This is a genomic window from Ammoniphilus sp. CFH 90114, assembly GCF_004123195.1.
Taxonomy (GTDB): Bacteria; Bacillota; Bacilli; order Aneurinibacillales; family RAOX-1; genus YIM-78166.
In genome coordinates this window covers 439,575-457,894 of the sequence record NZ_SDLI01000001.1, presented here as the reverse complement: position 1 = coordinate 457,894, position 18,320 = coordinate 439,575, and the positions used below count along the sequence as shown (strand labels likewise).

Below are 18,320 nucleotides of genomic sequence, written 5' to 3'. Positions count from 1 at the left end.
CTAAAAGTTACTCTTCAAACTTTTTAATAATAATCGTTGCATTATGACCGCCAAATCCTAGAGAATTAGATAAGGTGACATTGACCTTAGCTTTTCTTGGTACGTTCGGTACGTAATCAAGATCACAGTCTGGATCCGGAGTCTCGTAATTAATGGTTGGAGGGATCGTTTGATCTTCGATGGCCTTGACGCAAGCGATAGCTTCTATAGCACCCGCTGCTCCAAGCAAGTGGCCTGTCATCGACTTAGTCGAGCTTACCGCTACCTTGTATGCATGGTCTCCAAGTGTAGCTTTAATCGCCATGGTCTCAAATTTATCATTATACTCAGTAGAAGTTCCATGTGCATTAATGTAATCAATCTCCTCAGGATTAATTCCTGCATCACGAATTGCCATCTTCATACAGCGAGCCGCTCCTTCACCTTCTGGAGCAGGCATGGTCAGATGATGAGCATCTCCGCTCATACCGTAACCAACAATCTCTGCAAAAATCTTTGCTCCTCGTTGTTTAGCATGTTCAAGCGATTCTAGTACAAGCACGCCAGAACCTTCTCCCATTACGAATCCATCACGATCTAGATCAAAAGGGCGACTTGCCTTTTGGGGTTCATCGTTTCGAGTAGACATCGCTTTTGCTGAACAGAATCCTGCGAGTCCTGTCGGACGAATGGTCGCTTCTGAACCTCCGGCAAACATGACATCAGCTTCTCCACGTTGGATGATCTTAAATGCATCTCCAATCGAGTTAGTTCCCGTTGCGCATGCTGTTACAGCAGCACTGTTAGGACCTTTAGCTCCAAGGATAATAGATACTTGTCCAGAACCCATATTGGCAATCATCATAGGGATAAAGAATGGACTTACTCGCTTCGGTCCTTTCTCCATGAGAGTACGGTGCTGATCCTCAAAAGTTCCTAGTCCGCCTATACCCGATCCTACATAGACCCCAACTCGGTCACGGTTCACTTCATCCATATTAAGACCTGCATTTTCCATTGCTAACTTGGCAGCAGCAATAGCAAATTGAACAAATCGATCCGTTCTTTTTACTTCCTTCTTATCCATATAATTTTCCGCATTGAAATCCTTAACTTCTGCAGCGATACGCGTGGGATATTCAGATACGTCAAACGCAGTAATATGATCAACGCCAGATTTTCCAGCTAATAAGTTACTCCAAAACTCTTCAACAGACTTTCCTATTGGGGAGATAACACCCATTCCGGTAATGACGACTCGATTTTTCATTTTTTCACCTCAAAGTACCATTCTTAGAAATTCATGAAACCTTTAAACTTAAAGGAAAGTCCCGTCATGATGAACGGGACTTTCAGAAATTATTTGTGGGATTTTATGTATTCCACTACATCGCCCACTGTGGAGATCTTTTCTGCATCCTCATCAGAGATTTCCATGTCGAATTCGTCTTCCAACTCCATAACCAATTCAACAACATCTAGAGAGTCCGCTCCCAAATCTTCTTTAAAAGAAGCTGTTAACGTGATAGCTGATTCATCCACTCCAAGGCGATCAATAATGATCTTTTTCACTCTTTCCAAGATATCGTCTGCCATTACCTTCACCTCCTCTCAGGTATTATACTTAAACTTCCCTTGGAAAACTAGTCCAAGCCTTAAAATTTGATTGTTTAAAATAAAACTTTTTATCAGGTTAATAATACTAGCCCATATACATTCCACCATCAACATGGAAGGTTTGTCCCGTAATATAGGAAGCTTGATCTGACGCAAGGAAGCGAACCATATTGGCGATGTCTTCTGGTTTACCTAAACGCGCCAACGGAATCTGTGTTAACAAACCAGACTGGATCTCGTCACTTAGTTTTGCCGTCATATCCGTTTCAATAAACCCTGGTGCAACAGCATTAACGGTAATGCCTCTACTCGCCAGTTCTCTAGCTACCGACTTCGTAAGGCCGATCACTCCAGCCTTAGCAGCAACATAGTTAGCTTGTCCGGCATTGCCTAATGAAGCTACCACGGAAGAGATATTAATGATTCTTCCAGATCGTTGCTTCATCATTTGACGTGTGACACCTTTAATACAATTGTAGACACCTTTAAGGTTGGTTGCTATGACAGCATCCCATTCATCATCTTTCATTCTCATGAGGAGATTATCTCGAGTGATCCCAGCATTATTGACAAGAATATCTACTCGTCCAAATACTTCAATAGTTTGTTGAATCATTTGTGCTACTTGATCACTGTCTGCCACGTTTGCCTGTATGACTAGGGCTTTTCTGCCTAACCTTTCAATCTCCGCTGCTACCTCTTGAGCAGCTTCTTCGCTACCTGCATAGTTGACAACAACATCGGCTCCGGATGCAGCTAACGCCAATGCAATAGAACGACCAATACCTCGCGAAGCTCCTGTGACCACCGCTACCTTGTTTTCTACCATCCCTATCACCTCTATACCCATTCGCTTTTAAACTTATTCAAGGAAGCCTCATCTTGAATAGAGAATACTCGAGCAGTTTTATCGATCTTCTTCACTAGACCCGCTAATACCGTGCCCGGACCAATCTCGATATAGGTGTCCACTCCGAGACTGGCCATATACTGTATCGAATCCTCCCATAAAACAGGAGAAGATACTTGTTCTACAAGTGAGGAAAAGATATCATCTGCATTAGTCAACCCTTGCGCAGAGACATTGGCTACCACTGGTATTTGGGCATCGGATACGGTCAAATCAGATAGCCTTTGTTTTAACTTCTCCGAAGCTGGAGCGAGAAGACTAGAGTGAAATGGGCCACTCACATTAAGCGGGATTGCACGTTTTGCCCCTTGTGTCTTTGCTTCTGCTCCCGCTCGCAATACCCCTTCAGCTGAACCGGAAATCACGATCTGTCCTGGACAATTCAAATTTGCTAATTGCACCGGATCCCCTGCCTCTGTAATCTCTTTACAAATAGCATGCAGCTTTTCACGATCCATCCCGAGGACAGCGGACATCGCTCCCACACCTGCAGGTACAGCCTCCTCCATATATTGCCCTCTTGAGCGTACCGCTTGGACCGCATCCTCAAAGCTCATCGCGCCTGCCGCCACAAGAGCAGAATACTCTCCTAAGCTATGTCCTGCTACATAAGAAGGCTGTATGTCCATGGATTCCTTCAACCACTTTAGAACGGCGATACTCGTGGTAAGAATAGCAGGCTGTGTATTAACCGTTAATCGCAACTCTTCTTCAGGACCTTCAAAACACATATGACTCAAAGGGAAACCAAGAGTTTTGTCCGCAACAGCAAAAATTTCAGCTGCTGCGGTACTCTTCTCTTGAGCTTCTTTCCCCATTCCTACGTACTGTGATCCCTGTCCCGGGAAAATAAAAGCAATTTTACCCATTTTTGTGCCACTACTCCTTTTCCTTCAAACTCCACTTGAGGACGGTAGCCCCCCAGGTTAAGCCTCCACCAAAGCCTACCAGAACGAGATTATCCCCGTACCGGATACTTCCCTTGTTAACAGCTTCATCCAGCGCTACAGGTATCGAAGCAGCGGACATATTCCCATAGCGATCTATATTGACGATGACTTTCTCCTTTGGTAAACCTAAGCGCTTGACAGCAGCATCAATAATTCGGATATTGGCCTGATGCGGCACCATAAAGTCTATATCCTTCTTTGTCATTCCCGCTTTCTCAAGAGCTGCTTCAGCCGAGTTGCCCATAGCCCGTACGGCAAACTTAAAGACATCTCCACCAGACATAGAAATATAATGTAAACCACTCGCTATCGTATCTACTGTTGCAGGCAGTCTAGATCCTCCTGCGGGAAGTTTCAGCAATTCGCCACCTTTCCCGTCAGATCCTAAATCAAAAGATAAAAAGCCATAACCCTCTTCTACTGGCCCTAGAACGGCGGCACCTGCGCCATCTCCAAACAACACGCAAGTATTGCGATCCTTCCAATCCACGATTTTCGACAGACACTCTACACCAATGACTAGAGCATAACGGTAAAGACCATTCTGGATGAATTGGCTGGCGGTTGCAATTCCATACAGAAAACCAGAGCATGCCGCAGCTAAATCAAAAGCGGCAGCCTTCTTCGCTCCTAATTTGTCTTGCAAAATATTGGCTGTTGAAGGAAAGGTCATATCTGGTGTAACGGTTGCTATCACAATCAAATCAAGATCTTCAGGAGCTATCCCTGCCTTTTCTAATGCCCTTTGTGAAGCATGAAAAGCCAAGTCAGAGGAGGCTTCATCTGCCCCACTAATTCTTCTCTCTCGAATTCCTGTTCGTGTGACGATCCACTCATCCGTTGTGTCTACCATCTTTTCAAGATCCTGATTCGTAAGAACCTTCTCTGGCACATAAGCCCCTGTTCCCAAAATACCGACGGAGTTAAGTTTGTGCATCCCTTTCCCCTCTTTCAGGCTTCACTTCTTTGTTTATATGACCTATGACATCTTTTTCTATAAAGCGGGCCGCCTGGACAATAGCATTCTTTACGGCGTGAGCATTCGAGGAACCATGTGCTTTAATACAGGTTCCTTGTAATCCTAATAAAGGAGCTCCTCCGTATTCCGTATAATCCATTTTCCTTTTTATTCCGCGCAAACTCGGTTTGAGTAAGGCAGCGCCAAATTTAGAAATAAGAGAACTGGAGAATTCATCCTTCATCACTTGGAAAACAGCATTCGCTATACCTTCCATTGACTTCAATAAAATATTCCCAGAGAATCCGTCGCATATAACCACATCGCAAACACCAAAGGGGATGTCTCGAGCTTCGATGTTTCCAATAAAGTGAAAGGACTGTTTCTCAAATAGAGCGAAGGCCTCTTTGGTTAATTCATTTCCTTTTAGCTCTTCTGTACCCACGTTGAGTAAACCAATCCTAGGTTTGGCAATAGCCATGACATCACGGGCGTAAATATTCCCCATAATAGCGTACTGAAGAAGATGCTCAGGCTTCGCATCCATATTCGCTCCTACATCTAAAACCAACGTTCCTGTTCCTTCTAGTGTTGGAAGAATAGGAGCTAAAGCAGGGCGCTCTACCCCTTCTATTCGCTTCGTTTTAAATACACCGCCCGACATAAAAGCTCCGGTATTGCCAGCAGAAATCACTCCATCCGCTTGTCTGTCCTTAACTAAATCTAAAGCAACCGCCATAGAAGAGTCTTTCTTTCTGCGTATTGCCTTAGCGGGTTCCTTCTCATCAGGGGTAATGACTTCAGATGCATGAATAATTTCTATATTAGCAAGTGCCTTGCCACCTAAAAGCGGAATAATTTTACTTTCATCCCCAACCAAAAGAATATGTATATTCGGTAATGTTTTCGCTGCCTGAAGGGCCCCTTCCACAATTGCTTGAGGAGCATGGTCGCCCCCCATCGCATCAACCGCGATTCTCAACGTTTTCCCTCCTATGGTTTTTGCAAATCTGTCGCCTTAAACACTCGGAATGTTCCGCTAAAGACCAATTCTCCTCCAACTCTCGTTTCGACTCTAACCTTTGTTTGATCACCGACAACAGAGCGAACGGTAGCCTTCGCTATTAGCTTTTCACCTAGTCTGATAGGACGGATGAAACGAATCCGAGCGGCACCTGTCAACACAACATCTGCATTGACGACTGCGACAGCCAACGAATTGGCCTGAGCGAAAATATAATGTCCTCTAGCAACCAATGTACGGGAAAAGACGTGTTCTTCTCGTATCTCTAGTACAGATATGGCACTATGATCCAGCTCCAAGTCAACTAACTCACCGATAACCTCATGAAGCTGCAGCGATTTGACAGGATCTAATTTCTGTTCAGCCACGTGTTTGATTCGTTCCCGTAATTCAGGAATTCCTAATTCGAGTCGATCCAGTCGTATGGTCTGGATGCTAACCGAAAAAGACTGAGCTAATTCTTCATCTGTAAGAAAGGGATTGGCTTGCAATTCTTTCGATAATCGACTTAATCTTTCTTTTTTCTTTAAACGTGGTATGTTCCTCACCGCCATGATGAGATCTTACTAGAAAAGTTTATTACCTGGTACTAAGAGTATAATAAAAAAAATCAACCCCTGCAACAGGCTGAAAATGTCGAATTTAAAATTAAAAGGCAAAGCGCAACTTGATGCACCTTGCCTTATAGACTCATTAGTTGTTTACAACTTCTTCGCCCTTGTAAGATCCGCAGGCTTTGCAAACACGATGAGCTAATTTATATTCTCCGCAATTTGGGCACTTAACCATACCTGGTACTTCTAACTTAAAGTGAGTACGGCGCATTCTCTTGCGAGTTTTGGAAGTTCTTCTTTGAGGTACTGCCATTTCTTCCACCCCCTTCGGATATTCTTGCACTCTTTTTACAGAGTGTTAATGGTTTAATTCAAGGTTATTCTTCGTACTACCATGGGGTCTACGAAAGAAATATATTATCACTGATAGTTCTAGTTCCATTGGGTTGAACATCAGAAATAACCACTACTTGTTGTTTTCCTTGTTAAAAAGTAAGGCTAGATCAGCTAGACGAGGATCGATCCGCTCATTGACACATTCACAAGAATGCTCATTGCGATTCTTACCACAAGTCGGACATAATCCTTTGCAGTCTTCAATACAGGTAAAGATCTGTGGCATTTCCAGCATAACGACTTGATCAAAGTAATGAGCTAAATCAATTCTCCCACCCTGATAAGAGTGTATGTCACTCTCTTCATCGACTTCACCTTCTGTAAAGCTTTCTTCAAAAGGCGCCTCAAAAGAATAGGTGGTTGGAGCTAGACATTTCGCACACTTGGACTTGAGGATTCCTGATAAAGCACCTTCTACTATGACCAATTCCCCTTCTTTACGTGCCTTCCCTGCAAAGCTGAAATCCTCTAATCTAACACCGGGTTGTTGAGGTAAACCAACTGTTATGGACCCTTCTAGTGCTATGGTCCGACCCGTTGCCTTCTCTAATTCGTTCACATGGATTATCATAAAAATCACTCCTAAGACAACAGAAACTATTATATATTTCTAAACCAACGTTTGTCAACAAGAAAGCTTGTCAACTATAATGGAATCAAAACGTACGAAAGTGAGATGCATTCATGAAAGTTGTTGGACTCATTGTCGAATATAATCCGCTACATAATGGTCATTTATATCACTATCAACAATCCCTTCGAGTTACTGGCGCAGATGCCACGGTAGCTGTCATGAGTGGTAACTTTCTGCAAAGAGGGGAACCTGCTATCGTGAGCAAATGGGCAAGAACGGAAATGGCTCTTTCTATTGGCATTGACCTTGTACTTGAACTCCCTGCAGCTTACTGTACTCAAAATGCGGAAATGTTTGCATTTGGAGCTGTTTCTACACTTCATGCCTTGGGAATTGTCCAAAACGTTTGTTTTGGTAGTGAAAGCGGAAATCTAGAATGGATTGAACATCTTGCCCAGCAATTGATACATGAACCCGATGCCTTCACTTCCAAGATCCGGGCATCACTCGATGAAGGAATGTCCTATCCAAGTGCATACGCTAAAGCAGCCTCTTCTCTGGTTGCAATCCCTGAAGAGTGGTTGGCCCAGCCAAATAACATTCTAGGACTGAATTATGTACTTGCACTAAAGCGACTAGCTAGTCCTATCCGTCCCGCAACGATCACACGACAAAAGGCAGGTTACCACCAATCCTATATAACGGATGCTCAAATCGCAAGTGCAACAGCCCTCAGGAAGCTGATAGCGGAAGAGAACTTAGAAAAAATCCGACCGTATGTCCCTGAATCGACCTTCAGTATCTTAGAAAGAGAAAAAATAGAGCAACGATTCCCTATGAACTGGGATCGATTCTTTCCTTTTTTGATTCATAGCCTGACGGTGAAATCAACCCAGGACCTCTCCCTCATTCACGAGATGGAGGAAGGGCTTGAACATCGAATCAAGCGAGTGTATTCAAAGGCTTATCAATTTCAAGAACTTATGGAAGCCTTAAAAACGAAACGATATACTTGGAATCGATTGCAACGCCTTTTGTTTTATACCCTTATTAACCTTCACAAACAGGAAATGAATTCTCTGCAGGTCAAGAGAGGAGTACCTTACATTCGTGTACTCGGTTTTTCTGAGAAAGGACAGAAGTTGCTCCAGTTGGTAAAAAAGAAGGGTGCAATTCCTATCATAAGCAAAATCGGAGGAAATTCCATCCCCATGCTTGACTTAGATATCCGAGCGTCATCCGTATATAATCTTGGCTACCCTTGTAGGCAAGCAGGAGAAGTGTCAGAGTTTGCTCGTCCACCTGTTATTTGGTAAGTTATCCTTTCTTCTTAGGTTCGAGTGACTCAAGGTGATGGAGGGCGTCATCAATCGTCTTCACAGGTACAATCTTCATTGTAGTTTTGATTTCTTCAGCCCTCTTTACCGCCTGCTGATAATTGGATATTCCATTCTCATCTTCAGCCAATGGCGCAAAGAAGATATCGACTTTTTCTTTATGAGCTGCCACAACCTTATGGTGAACGCCGCCAATGCGGCCAATGGTTCCATCATCATTTATTGTTCCAGTTCCGGCAATGTCATATCCCTTCGTCAAGTCACCCTGAGTCAATTGGTTAATCATCTCAAGTGTAAACATTAGACCTGCTGAAGGCCCTCCAATATCCTGTGACTTGATGGTAACTTCCTTGGGAATAACGAATTGACGCTTTGTGATCGGTGAGGCTATTCCTATACCTGGCTTACGATTGCCCGACTGGTCTGCACCTGGTAGGAGCTTTAAACCTAATGTTGCCTCTTTTTTGACTCCCTCTCGAAGGTAAACAAGGTTTACTTCTTCATCTTCTTTTTTCCCCTTAAGAGCTTGAATCAACTCCTCCGCCGTTGCAACTTTCTGACCGTTTACCTCTATAATTGTATCCCCAACTTCCAGAACCTCTTCAGCTGGGAAGCCAGGAATAAATTGCATAACGATAGCACCACTATTTTTTAATTGAACATCGAATCCTGCTTTCTGAAATGCAACAATCTTAGCTGTATCTTGCGAGGCCTTCATAACTTCGATTTGTCTTTTAATATATTGACTATTGCTTTCGTGGGGACTATGAACTAAATGTGACGGCACTAGATCAGCATAAGGATCTATTAGGGCGTAAAGATAACCAGCTACATTGGTCTGTCCTGTACGGACGGTAGTAAGGCGGAAGCTGCCCACTTCATCTTCATAAGCGTCTTCTACAACAACCATATCCTCAAGCGATATTGCTCCTCCCGGGGTAGTTATGTAATAAGGAACTTGAATATTGATTGCCAATAATAAAGAAAAGATAACGGCAACCGTTCCCCAGATTGTTTTATTTTTCATTTTTTTCCTCCAAGTTGAAGTACTTGCTTTATTTCAGTGATAGCTTCTCTAGCAGCTCTTTCCCCAGCTTGTATTAATTCTTCAATTTCATTAAAAGATGTCGCACTGTATGCACCTACTTCTGGAGTCACCATCACATCAGCCTCTGAAATACGGAATCTAAAGATTTCTCGTTCCATAACTTGTATCGTTTGGGCGATAATATCAAAAATAGAAGTGAATTTCCCAACGCTTGAAATCATTCCTACGTCTACTCCTATGACAACATCAGCTCCCATGTCCTTCACCACCGTAACAGGAACACGATCAATAACGCCACCGTCCACTAACATTTTTCCATCTACCATCTCAGGAACAAATATTCCAGGAATCGAAACGCTTGCTCGTACGGCCTGGAATACAGGTCCCTTAGTAAATACGACTCGCTCGCCCTTTTCAAGATCTGTGGCAACAATAGCAAGGGGAATCTCGAGCTCCTCAATATTCTTTCCGTGAGTGAGGATGCGAACCATCTCTTTAATCTTATCCCCGGCTACAAACCCCATCTTAGGTACCGTTAGATCAATCCAATATTTTCTCTTCAAGTTGATGGCTAGCTTTTTCATCATATCTGGGCTTATTCCTGCCGCATAGAAGGCACCGACTAGGCTTCCCATACTACTCCCTGAAATATAATCGATGGGAATTCCTTCTTCCTCCAATACCTTAATGACCCCGATATGAGCGATTCCTCTCGCACCACCAGATCCCAGTGCCAATCCGACCTTCGGTTTATGCATGACGTCTCCTCCTTGGATGTGCACGCAGTCATTGGGGATTTCCTATGCTCTATTATATGAAGGCTAACTGGAAATGATCAACAGTATACACTTCTCCCCGCAGGAAAGCTTGGTCTAAACCCTCCTATGCATGCGTAAATTTTAATGATGATGTGTTATCAATGCATTAATGGAGGCCAATAAATGCGCTACAAAAGCTACATTCTCACCTTATTTTACGCTTCAGCAACACTAATTCTCGTATTCTCGATAGTCCGCTATCCACAAATTGCTTTTGAGTCATCTCTGCGAGGCTTGCAAATTTGGTGGGATGTTGTGTTTCCGGCAACATTACCTTTTATGATTTTATCAGAACTGATGCTCGGCTTTGGAGTTGTCCATTTCATGGGGATTCTCTTAGAACCATTAATGCGTCCGTTATTTAATGTTCCAGGAACGGGGGGATTCGTGCTTGCAATGGGCTTCTCCTCGGGCTATCCCGTCGGACCAAAGTTAGCTGCCCGATTACGCGAACAACAGCTTGTTTCTCGTTCAGAAGGTGAACGACTTCTTTGTTTCACTAGCACATCTGATCCTATCTTTATATTTGGTGCGGTTGCGGTCGGTTTTTTTCATGATGCCGCACTTGGCATTTCTATTGCCATTGCTAATTTTGCTGGGGCTATTATCATCGGAATTCTGTTACGTTATCATGATCGAAAAGGAGAGTCTACTCCGCCTGCCAGAGAGCATACTTCACCTTTGATTTTCCGAGCTCTCCAAGCCATGCACCGCGCTAGAATAAAAGATAACAGACCCTTAGGTAAACTTATGGGAGATGCTGTCCTCAGTTCTTTTCAAACCTTAATTATTATGGGTGGATTTATTATTATTTTTTCTGTCGTTATCAAATTTGTGACTTTGGGTCTAATCTCAGAGATTTTAGCGTATCCAGCTGCCCTGCTGCTAGCGTTGTTCCACCTTTCAACTGAGATGTCCCAATCTTTAATCGTTGGCTTCTTCGAAGTAACCCAAAGCATGCAGTATATTAGTGAGTTAACAACCGAGGTCAATATGCAAACCAAAATCGCGATTGCTGCTGCTCTTGTTGCTTGGGGAGGAATCTCTGTTCATGCACAGGTTGCTAGCATCATTAGCTCAACCGATCTTAGATATCAGCCTTACTTTATCTGGAAGGCTTTACACGCTTTAGCTTCTGGCGTCCTTTGCTACCTGATTTGGACACCGCTACAACCTTTTACTTCTCACCTGTATCAGTCCCTTCCGGCCTTTGCAAAACATGTACCAGGAGGGGGACTAGATTATGCACTTGAAGCCATCCAACACATGAGTCAGTACGCAATCATCACGGCGTTCGTATTAGGCTTATTTGCTCTGATTCCCCTTATCCTTCAGAAGGTATATACTCGTCCTTAAAGCAAAAGGTGAGCTAAAAAATAACCGGAGGTTTTCCGGTTATTTTTAGTGCTTTTTTATTTTTCTTTTTGTTCTTCATACTTTCTACGGAGAGCAAGTTCTACAATAGGTGGCACCAAGGTACTAACGTCCGCTTCATACTTGGCTACTTCTTTTACGATACTTGAGCTAAGGAAAGAGTATTGATTGTTTGTCATCATGAAAAACGTCTCAATCTCTTCTTCTAATAATCGATTAATGGAGGCCATCTGCATTTCATATTCAAAGTCGGAGACGGCTCGCAAACCTTTAATGATAGCATGGGCTTTTTTTTCCCTTAAATAATCAATTAACAGACCCTCAAATGAGTCGACCTCCACATTGGGAATGTGTTTGGTGACCTCTCGCAAGAGCTGTACTCGTTCTTCTATGGAAAACAGTGGACTCTTGTTGCGGTTAATTAGAACAGCAACAATCACTTTATCAAAGATTCTTGATCCACGTTGGATGATGTCAAGGTGTCCTTTGGTTACAGGATCAAAACTTCCTGGACAAACTGCAATCCTCATGATTCCTCGTCTCCTTCCCTTCCTGCTTCTCTAAACTGAAATACGGTAATCCGTGTATTACCGTATTCTACTTCTTTTCTTTTAACCACTTGTCCAATCTGGTCTGATAATTGATACTCTACATCAGTTTCAGCCACGATAAAGGCATTCGGACTAAGCACCCCATGGTCGTGTAGGATTGCAATTTCACTTTCTATTTTTTGATAAGCGTATGGTGGATCTAAGAAAACTAAATCTAACTTTAGCTCTTCCCTCTTTATTAAGGCCTTTAAGGCTCGGCTGGCTTCGTTTTTATACACCTCAGCTTGATCCGTGAAGTGGGTTCGCTCTAGATTCGTCTTAATCACATCAAGCGCTTTTCTATCCATATCCACGAAGATCACTTTATCCATCCCTCTACTGAGGGCTTCTATCCCTAATCCGCCTGTTCCAGCATAAAGATCTAGAGCAATTCCACCGTTAAAATAAGGTCCAATCATACTAAAGATGGATTCCTTAACTTTGTCAACGGTTGGTCGTGTTCCTTTACCTGGAACAGCAAGTAAAGGCATGCCCTTCTTGGAACCTGAGATCACTCTCATCAGCTGTCCTCCTGATGTTCTCTTGTTTATGTAACATGTATTCCCATTGTTTGTAGAACGCTATACTTTGATAAGTGTAACATAATCGGCAGAACTGGTAAATGTTAGCTCTACTCATCAAGGTACTAGTAAAAAAAGTTTATCACACATGTATATGAACCTGTATTGATGTCCATAATATGGATAGTAACATGTTAAATGTTACTGACAACCGCGGAGAAGACTTACGTTTCCCCATAAGCTCTTCCTCCGGTTTCTCCTCTCCCATTGCGTGAATGTGACTTTAAAGTCTGCATTCGCGCTTTTTTTATTTTCCCTCTGGACATATTAACACTTATATTCAGGAGTTGCTTTGTTCTTTATTTAGAACTAAAATAAGATAAATCATTCGATATATGAAAGGAGAACTCTCATTGAAGTTTCATTTTCATTCTCGTCGTATACTCATTCCACTCTTGTTGCTATGTATTGCTGATACCGTTTTCACTGATATAGGGCTCTCCTTCGAATGGATTGAAGAATTAAACCCACTTATGAAGTATATTTATTTCGAACAAGGAGTAGCGTTGTTTTACCTCATCAAGATGGGCTTGCCCTGCAGCTTATTCCTGATTAAGAACTTTTCCACTTCCCTTCGGCTTCTTCTCGTCTTTACCACCACGTTATATACCGGTATCCTCTTTATGCATCTGGCCTGGTTTACCCAAATCTATTGAATATTTTTTTCGATTCTCTTTGTATGATTGAAACAAAACAAGAAAACCTAAACATGATTAGTTCAATGTTTTTCTACTTCATATAAAGAGGTGACAACAAATGAATACAGAAGTCTTGATGAAAGACGAAATCGTCCGACCACTTCAGGTGTTAAACCCAGACGGAACTCTCGTCTCTTCTGAAACCATGCCGGCCATATCTGATCAGAAATTAAAAGAACTTATGCGAAAAATGGTGTATACCCGGGTATGGGACCAAAGAGCCATTAGCTTAAATCGCCAAGGCCGATTAGGATTCTATGCTCCAGTTGCTGGACAAGAAGCATCTATGGTTGGTAGTCAATCAGCTCTAGATAAAGAAGATTTTATTTTACCTAGTTATAGAGACATTCCACAAATTGTATGGCATGGGCTGCCTTTGTACCAAGCCTTCCTATACTCTAGGGGCCATCAGCACGGTGGACAAATCCCTGAAGGCGTGAACGTTCTCATGCCGCAAATTATTATTGGTGCACAAATTATCCAATGTGCCGGGGTTGCCATGGGCTTTAAATTAAATAAGCAAAAACATGTGGCTATTACATACATTGGTGATGGAGGTACATCGCAAGGCGATTTCTATGAAGGAATTAATTATGCGGGTGCTTACCGCTTGCCTGCGATCTTTGTCATCCAAAATAACCGCTATGCAATTTCTGTTCCTGTAGAAAAGCAAACTGCTGCTAGAACGCTTGCACAAAAAGCCGTAGCAGCTGGCATCCCAGGAATTCAAGTAGATGGAATGGACGTATTGGCTGTATATCAGGCTGTTCAAGAAGCAAAACAGCGAGCTGAACGCGGTGAAGGACCTACACTTATAGAAGCCCTCACTTATCGTTTCGGGCCTCATACGATGGCTGGGGACGATCCCACTCGTTACCGCACACACGAAGAACTTACTGATTGGGAGCAGAAAGATCCTCTTATTCGTTTCCGTAAATTCCTTGAGGGCAGAAATTTATGGAGTGAGCAGGAAGAAAATGAAGTCATTGAACAAACGAAAAAAGACATTACAGAAGCCATAAAGAAAACAGATGAAACACCTAGAGTGAAGGTGACTGATATGATCGACAGCATGTTCGAGCATCTCCCTCCTCACCTCGAGGATCAGAAAGCCGAATTCATGAAAAGGGAGGGTAAATAAATGGCGCAGATGACGATGATCCAGGCAATTACAGATGCTATGAGAGTAGAACTGCAACGAGACCCTTCTGTCCTTGTTTTCGGAGAAGACGTTGGTAAGAATGGTGGTGTATTTCGCGCAACGGAGGGGCTGCAAAAGGAGTTTGGTGAAGAGCGAGTATTTGACACTCCATTGGCTGAATCCGGTATTGGCGGACTTGCCATCGGTCTGGGTCTTCAAGGTTTTCGTCCGGTTGCTGAGATTCAATTTTTCGGTTTTGTATTTGAGGTATTTGATTCGGTTGCTGCTCAAGCCGCTCGGATGAGATATCGATCTGGTGGAAGATACCATAGCCCTATCGTTTTCCGCTCTCCCTTTGGTGGTGGTGTTAAGACACCGGAGTTACATGCTGACAGCTTAGAGGGGCTCATGTTGCAAACGCCAGGAATCAAAGTCGTCATTCCTTCTAACCCCTACGATGCTAAGGGATTATTAATTTCGGCCATTCGTGATAATGATCCTGTTGTCTATCTTGAACATATGAAGCTCTACCGTTCCTTCCGCGCTGAGGTACCCGAAGGAGATTACACGATTCCTCTAGGTAAGGCAAATGTGGTAAAAGAAGGACAAGACATTACGGTTATCACCTATGGAGCGATGGTGCACACCTCCCTAAAAGCGGCAGAGGAGCTCGAAAAATCTCGAGGAATTAAAGCGGAAGTCATTGATCTTCGAACCATTAGTCCAATAGACATCGAGACGATTGTAAAATCAGTCCAAAAAACCAATCGGGCCATCGTTGTACAAGAGGCTCAAAAAACAGCAGGAGCAGCATCAGAAATTATTGCCCAAATTAATGAAAGAGCCATTTTGCACTTAGAGGCCCCAGTCATTCGAATAGCTTCTCCAGATACCGTTTTCCCTTTTGCTACCGTGGAAGATGATTGGCTGCCGGATCCTAAGCGAGTGATTGAGGGTATGGATTACGTATTGAATTTCTAAGAAACGAGGTGAAATGAAATGGGTGTTTTTATTTTTACACTTCCCGATATCGGTGAGGGAATTCACGAGGGAGAAATCGTTAAGTGGCATGTGAAGCCAGGGGACACGGTTAAAGAAGATCAAACCATTCTGGAAGTACAAAACGATAAAGCTGTGGTTGAAATTCCTTCTCCTGTTAATGGTACTGTTAAAGAACTTAAAGTAGCAGAAGGAACTGTCTCCGTTGTAGGAGATACTCTTGTCACCTTTGAAGTAGAGGGAGCTGGCAATGAGGGGGAAACTCCGGCGCATGCACCAGAACCTGCGGTTACAACTCAAAAACAACCTAAGGTCGAAGAGGCTGTTCCTGTTGCTGCTTCAGCCCCTGTAACACAGCCAGCCCCAGTGGATAAAACCTTAATACTCGCTACACCTAGTATCAGAAAGCTCGCCCGCGAGAAAGGGGTTGACCTATCCCTCGTCCGTGGAACAGGCAACCATGGACGCATAACGAGAGAGGATATCCTTGGCTTTACCGGCGGACAAGTTCAAGTTGCAAATACAAAGGATGCTGTTGTTCCTGAGGCGGCTGAGGTTCCAGCTGCTCCTCCGAATACCCAAGAAGCAGCTACGATGACGCAGGCTACTGCCGAAGGTGCGGTAGAAATCGTCCCGCTTAAGGGAGTGCGAAAAGTGATCGCCGCTGCCATGGTTCGCTCTAAGACAACCGCCCCACATGTTACGATTATTGATGAGGTCGATGTGAGTAAATTAGTTGCGTTCCGCAACCGGATCAAACCGGTAGCTGAGAAAAAACAGATTAAAGTGACCTATCTACCTTTCATCGTTAAAGCTGTCGTCGGAGCATTAAAAGCGTTCCCTGCCCTTAATGCTTCCATTGATGACGAAAAGGGCGAAATCATTTATAAGAAGTTTTATAACGTTGGTATTGCAACGGATACGGACAATGGACTGATGGTGCCCGTTATTGCAGATACCGATCGTCGAAGCATCTGGGAGATTGCTTCGAGAATTAATGAGTTGGCACTCAAAGCAAGAGACGGAAAGTTAGCTCCACAGGATATGAAGAACGGCACCTTCACGATTAGCAATATTGGTTCTGCAGGTGGACAATACTTCACTCCTGTCATTAATTATCCGGAAGTCGCGATCCTTGGTGTAGGTCGAATTGCAGATAAACCGGTAGTAAAAGGCGGACTTGTCCAGGCTGCTCCGGTGATGGCTCTATCCCTCAGCTTTGATCACCGACTCATCGATGGAGTCACAGCCCAACAGTTCGTGAATTATCTCAAGCAAGTGCTAGAAGATCCTGAACTGTTGCTGATGGAGGTGTAATTCTGTGGTTGTAGGAGAGTTTACAACGGAAGTTGACGTGCTTGTGATCGGTGCTGGCCCCGGTGGCTATGTTGCAGCGATTCGAGCAGCCCAGCTCGGAAAAAGTGTCGTGATTGTAGATAAGGACAATGTAGGTGGGGTATGTCTTAACAGAGGCTGTATTCCGTCAAAAGCCTTGATTTCTGCGGCCCATCGGTATGAGGAGATGCAAGAGTCTTCGGATATGGGGATAGTAGCCGAGCAAGTAAAAATGGATTACAGTAAAGTACAATCTTGGAAAGATAGCGTAGTTGAAAAATTAACCAAAGGCGTAGAAGGACTGCTTAAAGGAAATAAAGTACAAATCGTCTCTGGTGAAGCGCTGTTTGTAGAAAAAGATCAAGTTAGAGTATTAAGCGGGTATGAAAGTAATCGATATAAATTTAATCACTGTATCATTGCAACCGGATCTCGTCCAATTGAACTAAAGGCCTTCCCCTACGGGAATCGGATTCTATCTTCAACCGAGGCTCTTAGCCTAAAAGAAATCCCTAAGAGCATCATTGTCATCGGTGGAGGGTATATCGGTGTAGAGCTAGGACAGACTTACGCTAAATTGGGTTCCGATGTAACCATCCTAGAAGGAGCTGATCATATCCTCCCGGGGTTTGAGAAGCCGATTACGCAATTAGTCAATAAGGCCTTGAAAAAGAGGAACGTAACGATCCACACCAAAGCACTCGCCCAAAAAGCTGAACAAACAGATACGGAAGTAACGGTGACCTTCCAAGTCGGGGACGAAGTTAAAACGGTGACGGCAGAGTATCTATTAGTGACGGTTGGACGCAAGCCAAATACAGACGAGTTTGGGCTCGAGGGCATTGGCTTACAAATGGATGAACGTGGGCTCATACAAGTGGACCATCAATGCAAAACCAATATCCCTAATATTTATGCCATCGGGGATATTGTCCCTGGACCAGCTCTTGCTCATAAAGCTTCTTACGAGGGGAAAGTAGCGGCCGAAGTGATTGCCGGCCTGCCAAGTGCTATTGATTACAAGGTCATTCCAGCTATTGTATTCTCAGACCCCGAAATTGCCAGCGTCGGACTTAGTGAATCGGAAGCAAAGGACAAAGGGATTAGTATTACTACTGGACGGTTCGCCTATGGAGCGAATGGCCGTGCTTTAAGTGCGAATAAATCAGAGGGTATCGTAAAAGTCGTGGCTGAAAAGGATAGCGGAATTATCCTTGGCGCCCAAATTACGGGCTACGAGGCCTCTAATCTCATCTCTGAGGTGGCCTTAGCCATAGAGATGGGAGCTACACTCGAGGACCTCATTCTTACGATCCATGCCCATCCAACGTTAGCGGAAATGGTGATGGAAGCAGCTGAAGCGGCGGCAGGTCATGGAATTCATTCTTTGAGTAAATAATACAAAGACCCTGTTTTAAGCTGCAACAGGGTCTTTTC

At 43.6% G+C, this 18,320-nt stretch carries 20 protein-coding genes; 7 read left to right on the top strand and 13 right to left on the bottom strand.

The window, feature by feature from the left end:
- Positions 1-7: 7 nt before the first annotated feature.
- From fabF to EIZ39_RS02370, 9 genes are all read right to left on the bottom strand, one after another.
- Entirely contained in the window at positions 8-1,249 is a 1,242-nt protein-coding gene (fabF, locus tag EIZ39_RS02410) for a beta-ketoacyl-ACP synthase II (RefSeq protein ID WP_129197048.1), read from the bottom strand.
- An 89-nt stretch (positions 1,250-1,338) separates the two neighbouring features.
- Positions 1,339-1,575 (bottom strand): acyl carrier protein, encoded by a 237-nt coding sequence (gene acpP, locus EIZ39_RS02405; RefSeq protein WP_129197046.1) that lies wholly within the window; start codon positions 1,573-1,575, stop codon positions 1,339-1,341.
- A 106-nt stretch (positions 1,576-1,681) separates the two neighbouring features.
- Positions 1,682-2,425 (bottom strand): 3-oxoacyl-[acyl-carrier-protein] reductase, encoded by a 744-nt coding sequence (gene fabG / locus EIZ39_RS02400; protein ID WP_129197044.1) that lies wholly within the window; start codon positions 2,423-2,425, stop codon positions 1,682-1,684.
- An 11-nt stretch (positions 2,426-2,436) separates the two neighbouring features.
- Entirely contained in the window at positions 2,437-3,375 is a 939-nt protein-coding gene (gene fabD, locus EIZ39_RS02395) for an ACP S-malonyltransferase (RefSeq protein ID WP_129197042.1), read from the bottom strand.
- Between the two features lie 10 nt (positions 3,376-3,385).
- Complete coding sequence (locus EIZ39_RS02390; RefSeq protein ID WP_129197040.1) at positions 3,386-4,393, bottom strand: beta-ketoacyl-ACP synthase III; 1,008 nt, start codon at positions 4,391-4,393, stop codon at positions 3,386-3,388.
- The gene (gene plsX / locus EIZ39_RS02385; RefSeq protein ID WP_129197038.1) at positions 4,380-5,396 is read right to left on the bottom strand and encodes a phosphate acyltransferase PlsX; all 1,017 of its coding nucleotides are present in this window, start codon (positions 5,394-5,396) and stop codon (positions 4,380-4,382) included. The genes EIZ39_RS02390 and plsX overlap by 14 nt, the downstream gene beginning before the upstream one ends.
- Positions 5,397-5,407: 11 nt before the next feature.
- Positions 5,408-5,992 carry a transcription factor FapR gene (gene fapR, locus EIZ39_RS02380; RefSeq protein WP_483296005.1) on the bottom strand — a complete coding sequence of 195 codons (585 nt, stop codon included), beginning with the start codon at positions 5,990-5,992 and terminating at the stop codon, positions 5,408-5,410.
- Between the two features lie 139 nt (positions 5,993-6,131).
- On the bottom strand, positions 6,132-6,305 hold the full coding sequence (rpmF, locus tag EIZ39_RS02375; RefSeq protein WP_129197036.1) for a 50S ribosomal protein L32: 174 nt from the start codon (positions 6,303-6,305) through the stop codon (positions 6,132-6,134).
- Between the two features lie 153 nt (positions 6,306-6,458).
- Positions 6,459-6,959, bottom strand: a complete 501-nt coding sequence (locus tag EIZ39_RS02370; protein ID WP_129197034.1) for a YceD family protein — start codon at positions 6,957-6,959, stop codon at positions 6,459-6,461.
- A 113-nt stretch (positions 6,960-7,072) separates the two neighbouring features.
- Here EIZ39_RS02370 and EIZ39_RS02365 point away from each other — a divergent pair, with 113 nt between their 5' ends.
- A complete protein-coding gene (locus EIZ39_RS02365) occupies positions 7,073-8,278 on the top strand; it encodes a nucleotidyltransferase (protein WP_129197031.1) in 1,206 nt (401 codons plus the stop codon).
- 1 nt (position 8,279) lies between these two features.
- On the opposite strand, the gene EIZ39_RS02360 is transcribed toward EIZ39_RS02365, so the two are convergent.
- Together EIZ39_RS02360 and EIZ39_RS02355 are read right to left on the bottom strand one after the other, a co-directional pair.
- Positions 8,280-9,326: a SepM family pheromone-processing serine protease gene (locus EIZ39_RS02360; protein WP_129197028.1), complete on the bottom strand. Its 1,047-nt coding sequence runs from the start codon at positions 9,324-9,326 to the stop codon at positions 8,280-8,282.
- The gene (locus tag EIZ39_RS02355) at positions 9,323-10,105 is read right to left on the bottom strand and encodes a patatin-like phospholipase family protein (RefSeq protein ID WP_129197025.1); all 783 of its coding nucleotides are present in this window, start codon (positions 10,103-10,105) and stop codon (positions 9,323-9,325) included. Before EIZ39_RS02355 ends, EIZ39_RS02360 begins: the two co-directional genes overlap by 4 nt.
- A 183-nt stretch (positions 10,106-10,288) precedes the next feature.
- On the opposite strand from EIZ39_RS02355, the gene ylbJ reads away from it, so the two are divergent.
- Positions 10,289-11,521 (top strand): sporulation integral membrane protein YlbJ, encoded by a 1,233-nt coding sequence (gene ylbJ, locus EIZ39_RS02350; protein ID WP_129197023.1) that lies wholly within the window; start codon positions 10,289-10,291, stop codon positions 11,519-11,521.
- 56 nt (positions 11,522-11,577) lie between these two features.
- Here ylbJ and coaD read toward each other — a convergent pair whose 3' ends face one another.
- Both coaD and rsmD read right to left on the bottom strand, forming a co-directional pair.
- Complete coding sequence (coaD, locus tag EIZ39_RS02345; protein ID WP_205668507.1) at positions 11,578-12,072, bottom strand: pantetheine-phosphate adenylyltransferase; 495 nt, start codon at positions 12,070-12,072, stop codon at positions 11,578-11,580.
- Positions 12,066-12,650, bottom strand: a complete 585-nt coding sequence (gene rsmD / locus EIZ39_RS02340) for a 16S rRNA (guanine(966)-N(2))-methyltransferase RsmD (protein ID WP_129197018.1) — start codon at positions 12,648-12,650, stop codon at positions 12,066-12,068. The genes coaD and rsmD overlap by 7 nt, the downstream gene beginning before the upstream one ends.
- Positions 12,651-13,063: 413 nt before the next feature.
- On the opposite strand from rsmD, the gene EIZ39_RS02335 reads away from it, so the two are divergent.
- The 5 genes from EIZ39_RS02335 to lpdA all read left to right on the top strand — a co-directional run bounded on the left by EIZ39_RS02335 (position 13,064) and on the right by lpdA (position 18,282).
- Positions 13,064-13,366, top strand: a complete 303-nt coding sequence (locus EIZ39_RS02335; RefSeq protein WP_129197016.1) for a DUF5658 family protein — start codon at positions 13,064-13,066, stop codon at positions 13,364-13,366.
- Positions 13,367-13,466: 100 nt separating this feature from the next.
- Positions 13,467-14,549 (top strand): pyruvate dehydrogenase (acetyl-transferring) E1 component subunit alpha, encoded by a 1,083-nt coding sequence (gene pdhA / locus EIZ39_RS02330; protein ID WP_129197013.1) that lies wholly within the window; start codon positions 13,467-13,469, stop codon positions 14,547-14,549.
- On the top strand, positions 14,550-15,530 hold the full coding sequence (locus EIZ39_RS02325; protein ID WP_129197010.1) for an alpha-ketoacid dehydrogenase subunit beta: 981 nt from the start codon (positions 14,550-14,552) through the stop codon (positions 15,528-15,530). It abuts the gene before it with no gap.
- An 18-nt stretch (positions 15,531-15,548) separates the two neighbouring features.
- Positions 15,549-16,865, top strand: coding sequence for a dihydrolipoamide acetyltransferase family protein (locus EIZ39_RS02320; protein ID WP_129197007.1), 1,317 nt, complete (start codon positions 15,549-15,551; stop codon positions 16,863-16,865).
- 4 nt (positions 16,866-16,869) lie between these two features.
- Positions 16,870-18,282, top strand: a complete 1,413-nt coding sequence (gene lpdA, locus EIZ39_RS02315) for a dihydrolipoyl dehydrogenase (RefSeq protein WP_129197005.1) — start codon at positions 16,870-16,872, stop codon at positions 18,280-18,282.
- The last annotated feature ends 38 nt before the right edge of the window (positions 18,283-18,320 follow it).